A 16,231-nucleotide genomic window follows, 5' to 3' on the forward strand; every position below is an offset into this window, starting at 1 on the left:
ATCGGCTAAAGAATTTACGTTAAAAATTGATACACTCGGACGGGTCTCTTCGGTCATTTTAAGTAATGCAAAACATAACGGTAAAGACGGGAAACTCTCGGAATTGATCGCAAGCAGTGGCGCTAAACCGCTTCAAATCCGTTTTGCGGATGAAGCACTTAATCAAGCGGCGGCAAAAACACCGTACACGACGAATGCTACAAACATCGCTTTAGGTGAAAACGGTAAATCGACCATTGTATTGAGTCAGAATCTTCCGGAACTGACGGTAACGAAAACGTTGACTTTTTATGCGGATGGTCACTATGATGCGAAAGTGGCTCTCTCAACTGAAAAACGCTACTCTCTCTACTTAGGGCAGCATCCTGAAATCATTGAACAAATGATGACGGTTGTCGGGGGAATGGTTTATTCCGGCGATAACCTCACCACTATTTTTGAAGACGGTGATGTTGAGGGGCGCTCATTGTTTAGTGACGTTCATCTCGTCTCTGCATTTGACCAATATTACGCGACCATTTTTTACGGGTTTGACAAAGCGACTCAAGTCACGGTTGAACGTGATGTGAACAACAACCCTGTCACCTATTTGGAAGGGGCGAATAACTTTACGTTTAACGGATACATCGGACCAAAAGAGTACAAAACACTTGAATCGATTGATCCGGTTCTCGTCAATGCGATTGAATTCGGATGGTTTACCTTCGTAGCTGCCCCTATTTTCAAAATTTTGATGTGGTTGCATGGCCTTTTAGGTAACTGGGGCTGGTCTATTATCGCTCTTACCATTATCATCCGTATCTTCCTCTACCCTTTGACACACAAAGGGATGGTCTCGATGCAAAAGATCAAAGACATTGCACCGCGTATCAAAGAGGTACAGGAGAAATACAAAGGCGATCCGGCACGTATGAATGCCGCAGTTATGGAAATGTACAAAAAACATGGTGCCAATCCGTTGGGCGGATGTTTGCCGTTGATCCTTCAAATACCTGTTTTCTTTGCCATCTATCGTGTCCTTTTGAATGCGGTTGAACTCCAAGGGGCTCCGTGGTTATTATGGATTACCGACCTCTCACGTATGGACCCGTATTACATCCTCCCTATTTTGATGGGTGCGACGATGTACTATCAGCAAAAGATCACTCCGAGCAACTTTACCGATCCGTTGCAGGAAAAAATCTTTAAATTTTTACCGGTTATCTTTACGTTCTTCTTCTTCACGTTCCCGGCTGGGTTGGTGTTGTACTGGTTCGTCAATAACCTTTTCTCAATTGCGCAGCAATATCTTGTAAACAAACAATTCGAAGCGGCTCGTGCAGTACGTCACGAAGCTCATCTTGCGGAAAAGCATCATGAAAAAGATTGAAGCTCCCACTTTAGAAGAGGCATACGCTAAAGCGGCTTCAGAGTTCGGATGTTCCGTTACCGCACTTCAAGTCGAGATCGTTCAATTCCCTTCCAAAGGGGTATTGGGCCTTTTTAAAAAATCGGCGATTATCGTCGCGAATCTACCTCACTCCGTGGGAGTATCAACGGCGACTGCAGTAGTAGAAGACCCGGTTGTTGAAGAAGAACCTGCGGTTGAAGAAGAGAGTGAAACAGCTTCCGTATACGTTGAGCCTGAAGAGTTGGTATTGGGTGATGAGTTTTACGAACAAGCCGATGATTTTGAAGAAGAGGGGGAGATGGAAGGGGACTTCTATCAACTCTCAGCCCAAGAGTGTGCCGATGAAGTGAAAGAGCAAATTAACATCCTCTTTAAAGACATCTGTTTTGATATCAATGCTGTCGATGTCAGTGTCTATGATGAAAACACGCTCCTTGTCGAGTTCACCGGTGCCGATGCGGCATTGATGATCGGTAAAGAGGGATATCGGTACAAAGCTCTCTCGTATATGCTCTTCAACTGGATCAATGCGGTGTACGGAATGCAGCTCCGTTTGGAAATTGCGGAGTTCTTGAAAAATCAGGAAGAGTCAATCTCCCGTTATTTGATCAATGTCTGTGATGTTATCGATCAAGACGGCCGTGCGCAAACCAAGGTGTTGGACGGTGTATTGGTACAAATCGCCCTCAAGCAGTTACGAGATCGATATCCCGATCGCTATGTGGCTATCCGCTCGACCCGTGATGGCGGTAAGTTTATCATCATTAACAGTTACCACGAATATTGATGAACGACACTATTGCCGCTATCGCCACCGCACACGGCGTTGGCTCTATTTCGATTCTCCGTCTTAGCGGAGATCGATCACTCTCGATCGCTTTAAAACTTACCCAAAAAAGCAAACTTCAACCACGTTACGCGACCTTAACCTCTTTGCACCATAACGACGGCACGTTAATCGATGAAGCAATCGTAATTTATTTCCAAGCACCGCGCAGTTTTACCGGCGAAGAGGTCGTGGAGTTTCAATGTCACGGCGGGTATGTAGTCGCCGAATCATTGTTGCGCGCCGTTTTATCCGAGGGGGCACGTTTGGCGGAGCCGGGAGAGTTTAGCAAACGTGCCTTTTTAAACGGTCGTTTAGATTTGACTCAAGCCGAAGCAACCGCAGCCCTCATCGAAGCCAAAAGTGACGATGCCGCACGGATATTAGCGCGTCAGATGAAGGGGGAGTTGCGCGGATACATCGAGGGTATCCGTGATGCGCTTCTCGAAATATTGGCGTACTCCGAAGTGGTGATCGATTATGCCGAAGAGGATTTGCCTCAAGACGTTGTAGATCAGATCGAAGTCAAACTCGCAAACATCAAACATACCCTCTCCCGTACACTCGAATCGAGCCGCAGACGTTCAGGTTTAATGCAGGGATTTCGGGTTGCCATTATCGGCAAACCCAATGTCGGGAAAAGCTCTCTTCTGAATGCGCTTCTCGATTATGAGCGTGCCATCGTCAGCGACATTGCAGGGACGACTCGTGACACGATCGAAGAGCAGGTGCGTATCGGTACCCATTTGATCCGTCTGGTCGATACGGCAGGGATACGCAACGCTCACGATGAGATTGAGCGGATCGGGATCGAACGCTCTATTTCGGCGATTGAAAATGCCGATGTGGTCATCGCACTATTTGACTCTTCACGTGAGATTGATGGAGAAGATCGAGCTATTATCGATTTAATCGAGCGGTACCGCGAAGAGAAGCCTTTTATCTGTGTGCTGAACAAATCGGATTTACAAGAATCGTTTGATATTACGGCGATAGAGGGTTATACTCCTATTCGCTTGAGCTGTAAACAAGAGATGCAATCTCTTATCGATGTTCTGAGTTCTCTAATGGATTATGAAAATGACGGCGAGGAGATGATGCTGATCTCTCAACGCCAAATCAGTGCCACCGAAAAAGCCGTTAGATCGATTGATGAAGCGTATGAACCTCTAAGAGATGGAGAATTGGAGTTTTTTTCCTTTCACATCAATGCCGCGATACGTGCCGTCGCTTCAATTAGCCGACCGTATGAACTTGATGAGATGTTTGACAAGATGTTCGGACAGTTTTGTCTGGGGAAATGATGGGAACGATTATCGCGATTGATCTAGGACTAAAACGGATCGGATTGGCACTCAGTGCAGGAGCAGGAATCGTGACACCGCTTCCGGCAGTGGAACGGCGTAACCGTAACCAAGCGGCCAACGATGTCAAAAAAGTCTTGAACGAATACGAAGCAACGACGGTGGTAGTCGGTATCCCGATGGGAAGCACGACAGAGGATGAGATGCGCCGACGTGTTGCGCACTTTATGAATCTCGTCGAATTCGTAGGAGAGATCGCCTACCAAGACGAATCCCACAGCTCCCAAGAAGCCGAAGCGCTGATGAAGGGGGAAATCCGCTACAAACGCGACGGTCGGATCGACTCTCTTTCGGCTAAGATTATTTTAGAGCGGTATCTTAAAATATAACGCCGCTTCCTCTTCATCATCGGTGAGGGTGGCAAAATAGTCATCGTTTTCAAGTTTATCTTTTATGCTTGCGACACAATAGTCAAATCCAATTTCTCTCGCACTTTCTATGTCAAACACAAATCCCAATCCACTGAACTGATACGGCTCCTCTTGCTCGATGCAGAGCAAAATTCCCTCACATTTTTCTTCAAACTGCTCTACGATTTCCCGATAACCGACATTAAATTCGGTAGCGTGCCATCCCATATCTTCTAATATTTTATCGGAAAACTCGGCGATACCATCACCACTCGTGTCATCGTATAAAGCACGTTTTTGGTTATATCCGATAATACTTTGCCATGCACCGGAAGCTTTGATAAGGAGCCGATCATCATCTTCTACAATACGGTAATCTTTTCCGAGCATTTCAGAAATAGGTCGGGATAAATTTGTAGCAAGGGGAGACAATGGGGGAATTGAACCTTCATAAATTGCGATTAGATCAGGTTTAAACGGCTCAAAGACGATTTTACCGTCATAACGAACGGCGAACCGTTTTGCCGAGTTGGCGGCACGTAAAAAATCATCTTTGGCAACGATAATGATCTCTTTAAAAAGGTTGAACTTTTTCATTAAAAATGCCTCTTTTTTTTGGGTGAATTGTAGCATGGGATCGTCGCACCATCCTTAGTGAACGATTTAGCATAAGGATATAAGGGTGCGCTAATTTATTTTTATGCAAAAGTGGAGTATAATTCGCCAAATTTTAAGCCTATGAGCTTACTCTAAGGATACCTTTATGGCATTGAGCGTCTACTACGATAAAGATTGTAATATCGAATTAATCAAAAGCAAAAAAGTGGCAATGATCGGTTTTGGATCACAAGGTCACGCACACGCGGAAAATCTTCGCGACAGCGGTGTTAAAGTTGTTGTCGGTCTTCGTAAAGACGGTAGCTCATGGGCAAAAGCGGAAGCTAAAGGGTTCAAAGTTATGACGGTAGCAGATGCATCTGCGTATGCAGATGTCGTTATGATCCTTCTTCCGGATGAAAACCAAGCGGAAATTTACAAAAACGAAATCGAGCCGAATTTGAAAAACGGTGCAACGATCGCATTCGGTCACGGGTTCAACATCCATTACGGACGTATTCATCCACGTGCTGATATCAACGTAACGATGATCGCTCCTAAAGCACCGGGTCATACCGTACGTTCAGAGTTCGTTCGCGGCGGCGGGATTCCCGATCTTATCGCGGTAGGACAAAATCCTAGCGGGTCAACAAGAGAGCTTGCCCTTTCATACGCATCGGCTATCGGTGGCGGACGTACAGCGATCATCGAAACTACATTTAAAGACGAAACAGAAACTGACCTTTTCGGAGAGCAAGCGGTTCTTTGCGGCGGTGCGGCATCTCTCGTTCAAGCGGGATTCGAAACATTAACTGAAGCGGGTTATGCTCCGGAATTGGCATACTTTGAGTGTCTTCACGAATTAAAATTGATCGTCGACTTGATGTTCGAGGGCGGAATCGCGGATATGCGTTACTCTATCTCTAACACAGCAGAATACGGTGACTACGTAAGCGGTAAACGTGTTATCAATGCAGAATCAAAAGCGGCAATGAAAGAGATTCTTAAAGAGATCCAAGACGGCCGTTTCGCAAAAGATTTCATCCTTGAAGGTCAAGCGGGTTATCCTCGTATGAACGCTGAGCGTGCAAACGCTCGTGCGTCATTGATCGAGCAAACGGGTGTTAAATTACGCTCTATGATGCCGTGGATCTCTAAAAACAAAATCGTTAACCAAGCTACAAACTAATCCCCCTTTTCAGAGCGCGAAGCTCTGAAAACGTCTGCAGAAAGAGGTTCCTTCTTTTATGAACAAACAGCCTCTGTATCGTAAATATCTCACCTTAAAATATATCGGATGGGGACTTTTTGGCCTCGTTATTTTTCTCAGCGCCCTTTTAATCGGTTATTTTATCGGATTTAATCAGGTTGAAGATGAACTTATACGTGAGCGGGTACAAACTCAGCATCTGGTAAAACAAATCGAACAAATTGCAGCTATTGATGAGCATTCAGCAACCCCTTCAAAATCCAAAGAAGCGGCCTATGACAGTGAAATAAAACGTCTTCAAAAAGAGCTTCAAGCACTATTGGAGCAAGAACACAGACGCGAACCGCTCAAACCCCAGCATGAATATGCACCGAAAGAACCAAAAGCATCACCCCCTCCGGCAGCAGTGCGTCCAAAACGACTCGATGGGACTCAGCCGAAACTGGTGATCATAATTGATGATGTATCCTACGCACGAGATGTGAGAGCCATTCAATCAACCGGATTGCCGTTGGTGATGTCCTTTTTGCCGCCGAGCCCAAGGCATTCTGAATCGGCACAATTGGCGCAGCGGCAAAACCGATATATGGTTCATTTGCCCCTTGAAGCGATTGATTTTAATGATGAAGAACCCTTTACCCTCCACGTCGGTGATTCGGAAGAGACGATCGGAAAACGGATTATTGCCCTTAAGCAGCTATTTCCCAATGTCCGTTATGTCAACAATCATACCGGATCAAAATTTACGGGGGATCGCGATTCGATGGAAAAATTAATCCGTCTCCTCAAAAAAGAGGGGATACAATTCGTAGACAGTCGTACTATCGGTAAAACTAAAGTACCGGAAGTTTCCACTTTGCTAGGAATACGCTACATTGGGCGGGATGTGTTTCTCGATCACCAAGACGGTGTCCGCAATGTTAAGCGGCAGATTAAAGAGGCGGTAGAAAAAGCAAAACGCCACGGTACCGCTATCGCAATCGGTCATCCCCGTCCTGATACCATACAAGCACTCATAGAGTCAAAAGAACTCCTCAGCGAAGTTCAACTGGTTGGAATTGAGCAAATCTGACAATTTGACATAGTTTTTATCTTTTTGGAAACTATCTGATATTGTTGTGGATATTAAGAAAAAAAGAGTATCCATGCACAGCACTCTCCCCTTTATTGTGCCCGAACTCTCCTCTATGAAGCGATATCCTGAGGAGCTTTATTATCGCGGTAATGTAGAATTATTGCACCGTCCGAAAATTTCGATCGTGGGGACGCGACGTCCAAACCCCTATACGCGTGCGATGACACTGGAACTTTCACGAAAATTATCTCACTCAGGAATAGTGATAATCAGCGGTGCGGCGGCAGGAGTTGATGCCATAGCCCATCACGGAGCCGGTGCCGAAAATACGGTTGCGATTCTCCCTAGCGGTATTGATGTACGCTATCCTAATGCTAATGCAAAGCTTATAGAGGCGATTGAAAACCAAGGGTTGACACTAACCCCCTTTGAACCTGGATTCGGTGCAAGGGAGTGGAGTTTTGTCGTTCGCAATGAGATTGTTGTGGCTCTGGGAGATGCATTGATCGTAACGGAAGCCGATATCGGAAGCGGGAGTATGCGCAGTGTGGAGTATGCATTGGCAATGGAAAAACCGATATACGTACTCCCCCATCGTCTTCATGAAAGTACGGCAACTCGGCTGCTTTTGAGAGAGGGGAAAGCGAGTGCGATTGACGATATCGATTCGTTTGTTGCCCATATAAGTCAAAAAGGTAAAAATAGGTGTGAAGATACCCCTTTTATAGCTTTTTGCCGCAACAATCCGACGTATGAAGAGGTAATGGGACACTTTCCGAGTGAGGTTTTTGAAGCGGAGTTAAGCGGAATCATTGAAGTGAGAAACGGAAGAGTAGCAGTAGTGTGAAGTTAATAAAAACCAATGAAAGAGTCTTATCATGAGTATCGCCACGGAGGAGAGTCGTCTACACGCAACGTTGAAAGAGGTGTTCGGATTTAGCGTATTTAGAGAACATCAAGAGTTAGCGGTTCGAAGTATTATCGAAAATAAAGATACCCTTATGCTCCTTCCAACGGGAGGGGGAAAATCGCTTTGTTATCAACTTCCTGCCATTATAAAAGAGGGGGTAACCGTCGTTGTTTCTCCTCTCTTGGCATTAATGTACGATCAAGTCTCTGCACTCAAGGTAATGGGTATTAAAGCCGAATCACTCTCCTCAATGCAAAGTGAAGCAGAGGTGCAACGTATCCACAAAGAGCTGATAGAACAAAAGATAAAGCTTTTGTATGTTTCACCGGAGCGAATGGCGACAAGAGGATTTATCGAATTGTTACAGGAGTTGAAAATCAATACTTTTGTTATTGATGAAGCGCACTGTATCAGTGAATGGGGGCATGAGTTTAGAGATGATTATCGTAAACTCAGCTCCATACGCAGCACCTTTCCTCATGTTTGTATAGCGGCGTTTACCGCTACCGCAACACAAAAAGTTAAATCGGATATTATCAACCAACTCCATTTAAATGATCCCGTATTGATCAAAGCGGCTGCCTTTAGAAGCAATATTACGATTAGAGCTAAAAACCGAGAGGGAAACGGGCAAAAGCAGTTATTAGCACTTATTCAGCAAAAACACGGAGAGAGCGGAATCGTCTATGCTTTTTCACGCAAAGAGACGGAAGAGGTATCCCGATTTTTAAATGCGAATGGGGTTGTTTCGCGTGCGTATCATGCAGGGATGAGTACAGATGAGAGGACATCTGTTCACAAAGCGTTTATGGACGATACCCTTCAGGTTGTGGTTGCGACGGTGGCTTTCGGTATGGGGATTGACAAAAGCAATATCCGATTTGTTATTCACACCTCAATGCCAAAATCTATTGAAAACTACTATCAAGAGATCGGTCGTGCGGGGAGAGACGGGTTGGAAGCACAAACATTATTGCTCTACTCCATGTCGGATGTGGTCAATCGAAAATCATTGATTGAAAAAAATGACGGAGGGAGTGAGTATAAACGTGTTGCATTGCAACAATTAAATGATTCCATCCGATTTGCGAGCGGAGAGGTGTGTCGTCATAAAGGGATAGCCGCGTATTTCGGAGATAAAATAGATGATTGTGTCGGGGTATGTGATAACTGTCTTGAAGCGGGCAGTTTCCAGATCGTTGATATTTCCGTTGAGTCGCAAAAGTTTTTATCGGCTCTCCATAAAACGGGACAAAGTTTCGGTACCCATTATGTTATCGATGTTCTAAGAGGATCAGAATCTCAAAAAGTTTTGAGTGCACAACACGATAAACTCAGTGTCTACGGTATCGGTCGTGATCGTTCAAAACAGGAGTGGCTTAGTATTGCGAATCGACTTATAGAGATTGAGGGACTTTTTCAAGCCGATTTCGGGGTGGTAAAAATTACTGAAAAAGGGGTTGCTATTTTAAAGGGGGCGGAGAAGGTTACACTAAAAGAAACAACGCTCAACCCGCCAAAAGTAGCGATAAAATCGGAAACACCGCATAACAAAGAGATGCAAACTCCTGAATTTGAAGCACTTCGAGGGGTGAGATCACGATTAGCACTCGAGGAAAAGGTTCCGGCATATGTTATCTTTAGTGACAAAACCCTACTAGAAATGTCGCAAAAACTGCCCGAAACGAAAGAGGGGATGTTGGCGATTTCCGGTATCGGGATAGTGAAGTACGATAAATACGGTGAGCAGTTTTTGGATGTTTGCAGAGCATTGTCGAAGGAGAAGGCAGGGGTTTAATGCCCTGATGTTACCTCGTATCCATAGTGTTTTACGAGATAGTTGATAATGGTTTGTTGATCCTCTTTAGCAATAGGAGCTTTGAACTCATTTACCATTTTTTGGACGGTTCCTGTCCAGTACGGTCGACTTTTTTTCCCTTGATTTAAGACATAACCCCATGAGTGGCAGATGAGGCAGTATTGCTGTGCTACTTCGTCATGATCGCCTTTCACCATAGGATAATCGATATACGGCATTTCGATCGGTTTAGCGACTTGAGCGAATGCGGTTGATGCCAAAATAAGAGTGAGTAGTAATAATTTTTTCATAGTAGAGCCTTAGACGATTTTTACGTTGACACTATCAACAGCGTTATACTGGTATCCACCGGCATTCCAACCGATTTCATCAACTTGCGGCTGAATGTTCCCGATACGATTAATAGCGCGAACCATAATCGTGTATTCACCTTTTGCCTTTGGTTCCCATTGGTAGACCCAAGGACGATAGGCGTATTTACCGTAATCTTTTTGAAGTACGGTAGCACTCCAGCTTTTCCCGCCGTCGGTGGAGATCATCACCTCTTTGATCCCTTTGCCTTGATCGAAAGCGACTCCGGTCACTTTGACACGGGAACCTTTTTTGATAACGGTATTGGGGGTAGGGTAACCGATAACCGATTTTACTTTCATCACGGCAATAGGTTTGCGCTTGTATTCGAAATCACTTCCGGAGACAACACATTCACAGTCATTATCGGGGACGGTATAGGCAACGTCCATAAAGAAACTTTTGCGGTATTCATCCATCACAGTGATCTCTGAGAGCATTTTTACCCAGCTGTCCGAGAAGTGACCCGGAATAACAAGACGAAGCGGGAAACCGTTGAGATAAGGGAGATCTTCACCGTTCATAGCATACGCGACCATCAATTCACCGCTGAGGGCTTCATCAATCTCCATTTCTCGGAAAAATTTCGGTGTTTCCTCCATGGCAGGTTTTTCCAAGCCGTTAACACCTACCCAACGAGCTGACCCTTTTACTCCGGCCATATGCAAAATGTCTTTGAGGCGAACACCTCTCCACACGGCACATCCCATAGCGCCATGTCCCCACTGAACACCGTGCGTTGCGGGACCGACACCGGCAAAGTATCGTCGACTGTTACCGCCGCACTGGAGAACAGAGGTGATTTCAACCGGTTCGAATTTGGATTTCAGATCATCGACACTGAGGGAGAGAGGTTTTTCAACAGACCCTTTGACTTCGAGACGAAATTCGTTGAGATCAATATGCGTCGGGATATCGGGCATGTGCCATCGGACGAAAAATTGATCATTCGGGGTGATCGCCTGAGTGAAAATATCACGAGGCGACTCAAGAAGCGGTGGGCGATCTGAGATCACTTTGAGCGGTTTTTTCTCCGGAAATGCGATAACGGGAGGGGTGAAATCACTCGTACTGGTAATGATTTTTTGAGAGGTCTCTTTCCCTAGAAGGGTAGAAGCACCTAAAATAAGGCCGGCGCCTAAAAAATTTCTGCGGTTAATGTTACTCATAGCGAATGCCTTGAAAAGGAATATCACTATTTTATCATAATAGGACGTAATTTAAAGTATAAGCATCGCATCACCGTAGGAGAAAAAGCGGTATTTTTCATCGATCGCCGATTGATAGATGCGGTGTGTCTCTTCCAATCCGACGAAGGAAGCGACCAGCATCAAGAGGGTTGATTGGGGGAGATGGAAGTTGGTGAGGAGATGGTTGACCCGCTGTGGGGGATTGTTCGGGTGTAAAAAAAGATTTGCTTCTCCGCTTAATTCCTGAGTACGGACATGGTACTCGACCGTGCGGGTCGAAGTGGTTCCGATAGAGAGAAGCGGTATATCGCTATGGAGTAGTTCTTGTGCCGATGCGCTGATATCAAAGTATTCCGAGTGCATCGGATGGTCGGTAATGATCTCTGCTTCGACGGGTTTAAAGGTTCCAGAACCGACATGGAGGGTGACAAAGGCATGAGGATGAGAGGAGCAAACGGCTTCAAAGAGTTTATCACTAAAGTGGAGTGATGCGGTGGGTGCCGCAACTGCCCCCTCATAGTGGGCAAAGACGCTTTGGTATTCACGCTCATCTTCGGAGTTGTCTTCACGCCCCAGATACGGGGGGAGGGGGATGTGTCCGACTTTTTCTAAAATGGGGAGAAGCTCTTCAAAACGAATCCGACACTCTCGAAGATAAAAATTAACTTCCCTTGAACCGTCTTCATTCAAGGCTGTTATGCGGGCAGTGAGATCGGCATCAAAAAGCAAAAGTGTATTGAGTTTGACGCGCCCTTTGATATAGACATTAATCGCATAGGCATCAAGGGGGCGGTTGATGAGGAGTTCTATAGCTCCGCCGCTCTCTTTTTTGCCGTAAAGGCGAGCTTTAATCACCTTGGTATCGTTAAAAATAATTCCGCAATTTTGAGGGAGAAACGATTCGAGTGCGTCGAAGCGGGCGTGAGTGATCGTTTTATCGGATCGGTTGTAGACGAGAAGGCGGGCATGATCTCTGGGATGGATGGGGTGAGTCGCTATAAGCTCATCAGGGAGCTCATAGTGATAGCTTGACGTGAGAAGTGGATCGAGATTAGTCAATCGTCTCTTCTTCGTCTTCAGCCATATAGGCTTCTTCTTTCGGTGCCGGATTAACAGCACGAACGATAAGAATAGAAATTCCATAGAGAAGAATAAGCGGCATTGCCATCAAGATTTGGGTTATAACGTCAGGAGGTGTTAAGATCGCCGCGACAATAAAAATCAAGACGATAGCGTAGCGGAAAAAGCCGATCATTGCTTTATCGTCGATTAACCCCAAAAGGGCAAGAAAATAGCAGATTACCGGAAGCTCGAAAGAGAGTCCGAATCCGAACATTACTTTGGTGAAAAAATCGACATAGTCTTCGATATTGATAAGAGGAACAAAGGAGGCACTGCCGAAGGCAATAAGATAACTAAATCCGAAAGGGGTGACAATGTAATAAGCAAAGGCTGCCCCCATAGCGAACATAACGGTTCCCCCGACGACGAAAGGGATAAGCATTTTTTTCTCATTGGCATACAGTCCCGGAGCGATAAAAAGCCAAAATTGCATCAGTATAATAGGGAGCGCGATGAGAAGTCCCGCGAAAAAAGAGACTTTCATTGCGACAAAAAAAGTTCCTCCGAGCTGAGTGGTGGTAATCATACCCTCAGCCGCTTTGGTAGAGACTTTGGCAACGGAAGCGATTGCTTCGGCTAGAGGTGCAGTGACCCAGGCTAAAAGCGCTTCGTGAAAGTTAAACATGACAAAAAACATGATGATAACGGCAGCGACACTGATGCCGAGCCGTTTACGTAATTCGGCTAAATGGGGTTTTAAATCTTCAAACATTAGGCTTTCTCATCTTCAAATTCTAATTTAGGTTGCTGCTTGGTTTTTGGAGCAAAAGTGATCACTTCGGCCTCTTTCGGAGCGGAAGGTGCCGGCGGCGGAATATCGAGATTAATCTCATTTTTAAGGACGTTTAGTTCACTGCCGATTTCGGTAACATTGGTCATTCTCTCCAACTCCGCACTCGCATCGGTAAGCTCTTTTTTGTAGTTAAGTGCCTCTTGTTTCATATCGGCAAACTTCATCTCCTCTTCGAGCGTTGCTTTTGCACTGCTGACCGTCCCTTTGACCTGTCGGAAAAATTTTGCGATTTCTACCATTGTAGAGGGGAGCTTGTCCGGCCCTAAAAATAAAATAGCTATAATAATAATAAGAAATATTTCGCCTATACCCATTCCAAACATTGTGATTATCCCTTTGGCGTATCTAAAACATTTAATGAAGCAGAGATTTTATCCAAAGAAAGTTTAAAACCCTTCTACTCTGAGAGCGATTTCATCGGCAAGCAAAAAATCAGTGTTAAAATAGCGTCCCTCACGGTGCTGAAGCATCCCCTCACGCATCAGAAGTTCTGCTTGGAGTTTTTGATTGTTGTTCAGTTCATTTTCATCGACTCCGACACAACTGCGAAATCCTAAAAAAAGTTTTTCACTTTTCGCTGCGGCTGATTCTATCAACTCTTCATACATTTCGTTTGGATGAGAACAATAGTGTTCCACATCTTTCGAGGGATAAAGGCGTTTCTCTTTTAAAAAACCGACCGCACCTGCGCCTAAGCCGATGTAATCTTTATACTCCCAATACCCAAGGTTATGACGTGAGCGGTATTTTCCGAAATTCGATATTTCGTATTGTTCAAACCCTTTGGAGGTAATTTCACGAAAGAGCCATCGCGTGAGATCCAGCTCTTCTTCGGCGATTTCTGGAGTTTTCTCAAAGGCCGTCTCCTCCTCTATTGTTAATGCGTAAAGGCTGATATGGTCGAGGGGGAGGGTAAAAGCTTGATCGATGTCGGCTTTTAAAAGTGCCCTAGTGTCCCCTTGGACACCATAAATCAAATCGATACTGAGGTGTCGGTAGCCGATGGCTGCGGCAGTTCGGATTGCTTCAAGGGCGTGCTGTGTATGATGGGCGCGTCCGAGTAGTTTCAGTTTTTCATTATTAAAGCTTTGGACACCGAAGCTGAGACGGTTAACCCCAAGTTCAAACATCCCCTCCAACCACGTTCGAGTGGCACTGTTGGGGTTGGCTTCAGAGGTAATCTCAGCCCCTTTTGTTAAATAAGGGTCTATCATCTCAAAAATAGGCCTATAGAGGGATGCTTCAACGGTAGAGGGGGTACCTCCGCCGATAAATACGGTTTCGATAGGATTGTCACGACTAACATTGAAGCGGAGAAGCTCGGCTTCGAGCTGTATCAAGAGGGCATTCATATACGCTTCGCGCAGTGAGAATTTATCAACATAAGAATTAAACGCACAGTAGGAGCATTTGCTATCGCAAAAAGGGATGTGAATGTATAAAAGCATATGGGATTATAGTATTTTTAATAGCGAATAGTTTACAATACCCCTCCAAAATAGACTTAAAGATGGCGAATGACCGAAAAAAAGTTCTACCGACCGAATGTGGCGGCGATTATTGTCTCTCACGAGTATCCTGAGATCAAAGATATTTTTATCGCCGAACGGAGTGATTTGGATGGGGTGTGGCAATTTCCTCAAGGGGGAATTGATGAGGGTGAATCGAGCGAAGAAGCCCTATTTCGCGAACTTGGTGAAGAGATCGGTACCAAAAAGGTAGAGATTATCGCCGAGTATCCCGATTGGATCGCGTACGATTTTCCCTCCCATGTCGCAGCCAAAATGGCTCCCTATGCCGGGCAAAAACAGCGCTATTATCTCGTACGTCTAAAAAAGGGGGCGGTTATCAATTTAGAGACCAAACACCCTGAGTTTAAAGCGTATCGATTTGTTAATAGCGATGAATTGCTCACCCATGTCGCCCATTTTAAAAAACCGGTTTACGAACGTGTCATCTCCCATTTTAGAACCAAGGGGTACCTGTAATGCTAATTGTTCAAAAATTCGGCGGAACCAGCGTTGGTGATTTGGAGCGAATCCAAAACGTCGCCAACCGAGTCTCGCAAACACTTAAAGAGGGACATCAAGTCGTCGTCGTCGTATCGGCAATGAGCGGTGAAACCAATAAGCTAATCGCTTATGCGGAGCATTACACCTCTTCCCCCGAACGTAGTGAAGTGGATATGCTTCTAAGTTCAGGTGAGCGGGTAACGGCGGCACTTCTCTCTATCGCCCTTAATGCGATGGGTCACAGTGCAACCTCAATGAGCGGTCGTCGTGCGGGAATCGTAACGGACAGTATCCATACGAAAGCGCGGATTGAGAGTATTGACCCTAGCGCGATGCATTCTGAACTCTCCTCTGGCAAAGTTGTGGTTGTTGCAGGTTTTCAGGGAGTCAGTGAAAGCGGTCAAGTGACCACGCTAGGTCGCGGAGGCTCAGACCTCTCTGCCGTTGCACTTGCGGGAGCCTTGAGCGCCGATTTATGTGAAATTTATACCGATGTTGACGGTATCTATACGACCGATCCCCGTATTGAACCTAAAGCGAAGAAAATGGATCGTATCAGCTATGATGAGATGTTGGAACTCGCATCCCTTGGAGCCAAAGTACTCCAGAATCGCTCCGTTGAGCTTGCTAAAAAACTAAACGTTAACCTCGTAACCCGTTCCAGCTTTACCAATGCTGAGGGGACACTTATTACAAAGGAAGAGAATATTATGGAAAAACCACTTGTTAGCGGAATCGCACTCGATAAAAACCAAGCACGCGTATCACTCAGCGGAGTGATCGATCGCCCCGGAATTGCTTCGGATATCTTTACCCGTTTGGCCGATAACAGTGTAAATATTGATATGATTATTCAAACTTCAGGACATGACGGTAAAACCAACCTCGATTTCACCGTCCCTAAAACCGAATTGCTTGATGCAAAAAAAGTGGTTGAGACCTTTATCGCTGCCGATGAGATCAGTGAATCATCGTACGATGAAAATATCTGTAAAGTCTCCATCGTCGGTGTCGGGATGAAATCCCATACGGGTGTTGCGGCGAAAGCGTTCCAAACGATGGCGCATGAGAATATCAACATTATGATGATCTCTACATCCGAGATCAAAGTCTCTATGGTGATCGATGAAAAATACGCGGAGCTTTCAGTTCGTTCACTCCACAGCGCGTACGCATTGGATCAATAAGTGCGCCAATTTGATCAATGGACATTAGAATCGAT

At 45.3% G+C, this 16,231-nt stretch carries 17 protein-coding genes; 10 read left to right on the top strand and 7 right to left on the bottom strand.

Translation table 11 applies throughout. From position 1 onward, the window contains the following. The 4 genes from yidC to ruvX all read left to right on the top strand — a co-directional run. Nucleotides 1–1,369 (top strand): membrane protein insertase YidC (gene yidC, locus A2517_RS01275; protein WP_294893557.1); only part of this gene is annotated, 1,369 nt, incomplete at its 5' end. After that, nucleotides 1,356–2,177 carry a Jag N-terminal domain-containing protein gene (locus A2517_RS01280; protein WP_294893558.1) on the top strand — a complete coding sequence of 274 codons (822 nt, stop codon included), beginning with the start codon at nucleotides 1,356–1,358 and terminating at the stop codon, nucleotides 2,175–2,177. The genes yidC and A2517_RS01280, both read left to right, overlap by 14 nt. Beyond that, nucleotides 2,171–3,520, top strand: a complete 1,350-nt coding sequence (mnmE, locus tag A2517_RS01285) for a tRNA uridine-5-carboxymethylaminomethyl(34) synthesis GTPase MnmE (protein ID WP_294893572.1) — start codon at nucleotides 2,171–2,173, stop codon at nucleotides 3,518–3,520. The genes A2517_RS01280 and mnmE overlap by 7 nt, the downstream gene beginning before the upstream one ends. After that, nucleotides 3,520–3,909 (top strand): Holliday junction resolvase RuvX, encoded by a 390-nt coding sequence (gene ruvX, locus A2517_RS01290; protein WP_294893573.1) that lies wholly within the window; start codon nucleotides 3,520–3,522, stop codon nucleotides 3,907–3,909. Before mnmE ends, ruvX begins: the two co-directional genes overlap by 1 nt. Here the strand turns inward: ruvX and A2517_RS01295 are convergent. Further along, nucleotides 3,886–4,563, bottom strand: a complete 678-nt coding sequence (locus A2517_RS01295) for a hypothetical protein (RefSeq protein ID WP_294893559.1) — start codon at nucleotides 4,561–4,563, stop codon at nucleotides 3,886–3,888. The genes ruvX and A2517_RS01295 overlap by 24 nt on opposite strands. A 130-nt stretch (nucleotides 4,564–4,693) precedes the next feature. Here A2517_RS01295 and ilvC point away from each other — a divergent pair, with 130 nt between their 5' ends. The 4 genes from ilvC (at nucleotide 4,694) to recQ (ending at nucleotide 9,520) form a co-directional block, all read left to right on the top strand. Next, a complete protein-coding gene (gene ilvC, locus A2517_RS01300) occupies nucleotides 4,694–5,716 on the top strand; it encodes a ketol-acid reductoisomerase (RefSeq protein ID WP_294893560.1) in 1,023 nt (340 codons plus the stop codon). A gap of 58 nt (nucleotides 5,717–5,774) precedes the next feature. After that, nucleotides 5,775–6,809 (top strand): divergent polysaccharide deacetylase family protein, encoded by a 1,035-nt coding sequence (locus tag A2517_RS01305; RefSeq protein ID WP_294893561.1) that lies wholly within the window; start codon nucleotides 5,775–5,777, stop codon nucleotides 6,807–6,809. 73 nt (nucleotides 6,810–6,882) lie between these two features. Further along, nucleotides 6,883–7,659, top strand: coding sequence for a DNA-processing protein DprA (locus tag A2517_RS01310; protein WP_294893562.1), 777 nt, complete (start codon nucleotides 6,883–6,885; stop codon nucleotides 7,657–7,659). Nucleotides 7,660–7,690: 31 nt separating this feature from the next. Next, entirely contained in the window at nucleotides 7,691–9,520 is a 1,830-nt protein-coding gene (gene recQ, locus A2517_RS01315; protein ID WP_294893563.1) for a DNA helicase RecQ, read from the top strand. On the opposite strand, the gene A2517_RS01320 is transcribed toward recQ, so the two are convergent. The 6 genes from A2517_RS01320 to hemW form a co-directional block, all read right to left on the bottom strand. After that, nucleotides 9,517–9,831 carry a sulfite:cytochrome C oxidoreductase subunit B gene (locus tag A2517_RS01320; protein WP_294893564.1) on the bottom strand — a complete coding sequence of 105 codons (315 nt, stop codon included), beginning with the start codon at nucleotides 9,829–9,831 and terminating at the stop codon, nucleotides 9,517–9,519. The genes recQ and A2517_RS01320 overlap by 4 nt on opposite strands. Before the next feature lie 9 nt (nucleotides 9,832–9,840). After that, a complete protein-coding gene (locus A2517_RS01325; protein ID WP_294893565.1) occupies nucleotides 9,841–11,061 on the bottom strand; it encodes a molybdopterin-dependent oxidoreductase in 1,221 nt (406 codons plus the stop codon). A 51-nt stretch (nucleotides 11,062–11,112) separates the two neighbouring features. Beyond that, nucleotides 11,113–12,141 carry a tRNA preQ1(34) S-adenosylmethionine ribosyltransferase-isomerase QueA gene (queA, locus tag A2517_RS01330; protein ID WP_294893566.1) on the bottom strand — a complete coding sequence of 343 codons (1,029 nt, stop codon included), beginning with the start codon at nucleotides 12,139–12,141 and terminating at the stop codon, nucleotides 11,113–11,115. Continuing rightward, nucleotides 12,134–12,916: a twin-arginine translocase subunit TatC gene (gene tatC, locus A2517_RS01335; RefSeq protein WP_294893567.1), complete on the bottom strand. Its 783-nt coding sequence runs from the start codon at nucleotides 12,914–12,916 to the stop codon at nucleotides 12,134–12,136. The genes queA and tatC overlap by 8 nt, the downstream gene beginning before the upstream one ends. Further along, nucleotides 12,916–13,320 (bottom strand): Sec-independent protein translocase protein TatB, encoded by a 405-nt coding sequence (gene tatB / locus A2517_RS01340; protein WP_294893568.1) that lies wholly within the window; start codon nucleotides 13,318–13,320, stop codon nucleotides 12,916–12,918. Before tatB ends, tatC begins: the two co-directional genes overlap by 1 nt. Nucleotides 13,321–13,383: 63 nt before the next feature. Further along, nucleotides 13,384–14,445: a radical SAM family heme chaperone HemW gene (gene hemW, locus A2517_RS01345; protein ID WP_294893569.1), complete on the bottom strand. Its 1,062-nt coding sequence runs from the start codon at nucleotides 14,443–14,445 to the stop codon at nucleotides 13,384–13,386. A 69-nt stretch (nucleotides 14,446–14,514) separates the two neighbouring features. Here hemW and A2517_RS01350 point away from each other — a divergent pair, with 69 nt between their 5' ends. Further along, nucleotides 14,515–14,985, top strand: coding sequence for an RNA pyrophosphohydrolase (locus A2517_RS01350; protein ID WP_294893570.1), 471 nt, complete (start codon nucleotides 14,515–14,517; stop codon nucleotides 14,983–14,985). Further along, nucleotides 14,985–16,196, top strand: coding sequence for an aspartate kinase (locus A2517_RS01355; protein ID WP_294893571.1), 1,212 nt, complete (start codon nucleotides 14,985–14,987; stop codon nucleotides 16,194–16,196). Before A2517_RS01350 ends, A2517_RS01355 begins: the two co-directional genes overlap by 1 nt. The last annotated feature ends 35 nt before the right edge of the window (nucleotides 16,197–16,231 follow it).

Source organism: Sulfuricurvum sp. RIFOXYD12_FULL_44_77, assembly GCF_001830725.1.
In the GTDB taxonomy this organism is placed as follows: domain Bacteria; phylum Campylobacterota; class Campylobacteria; order Campylobacterales; family Sulfurimonadaceae; genus Sulfuricurvum; species Sulfuricurvum kujiense_A.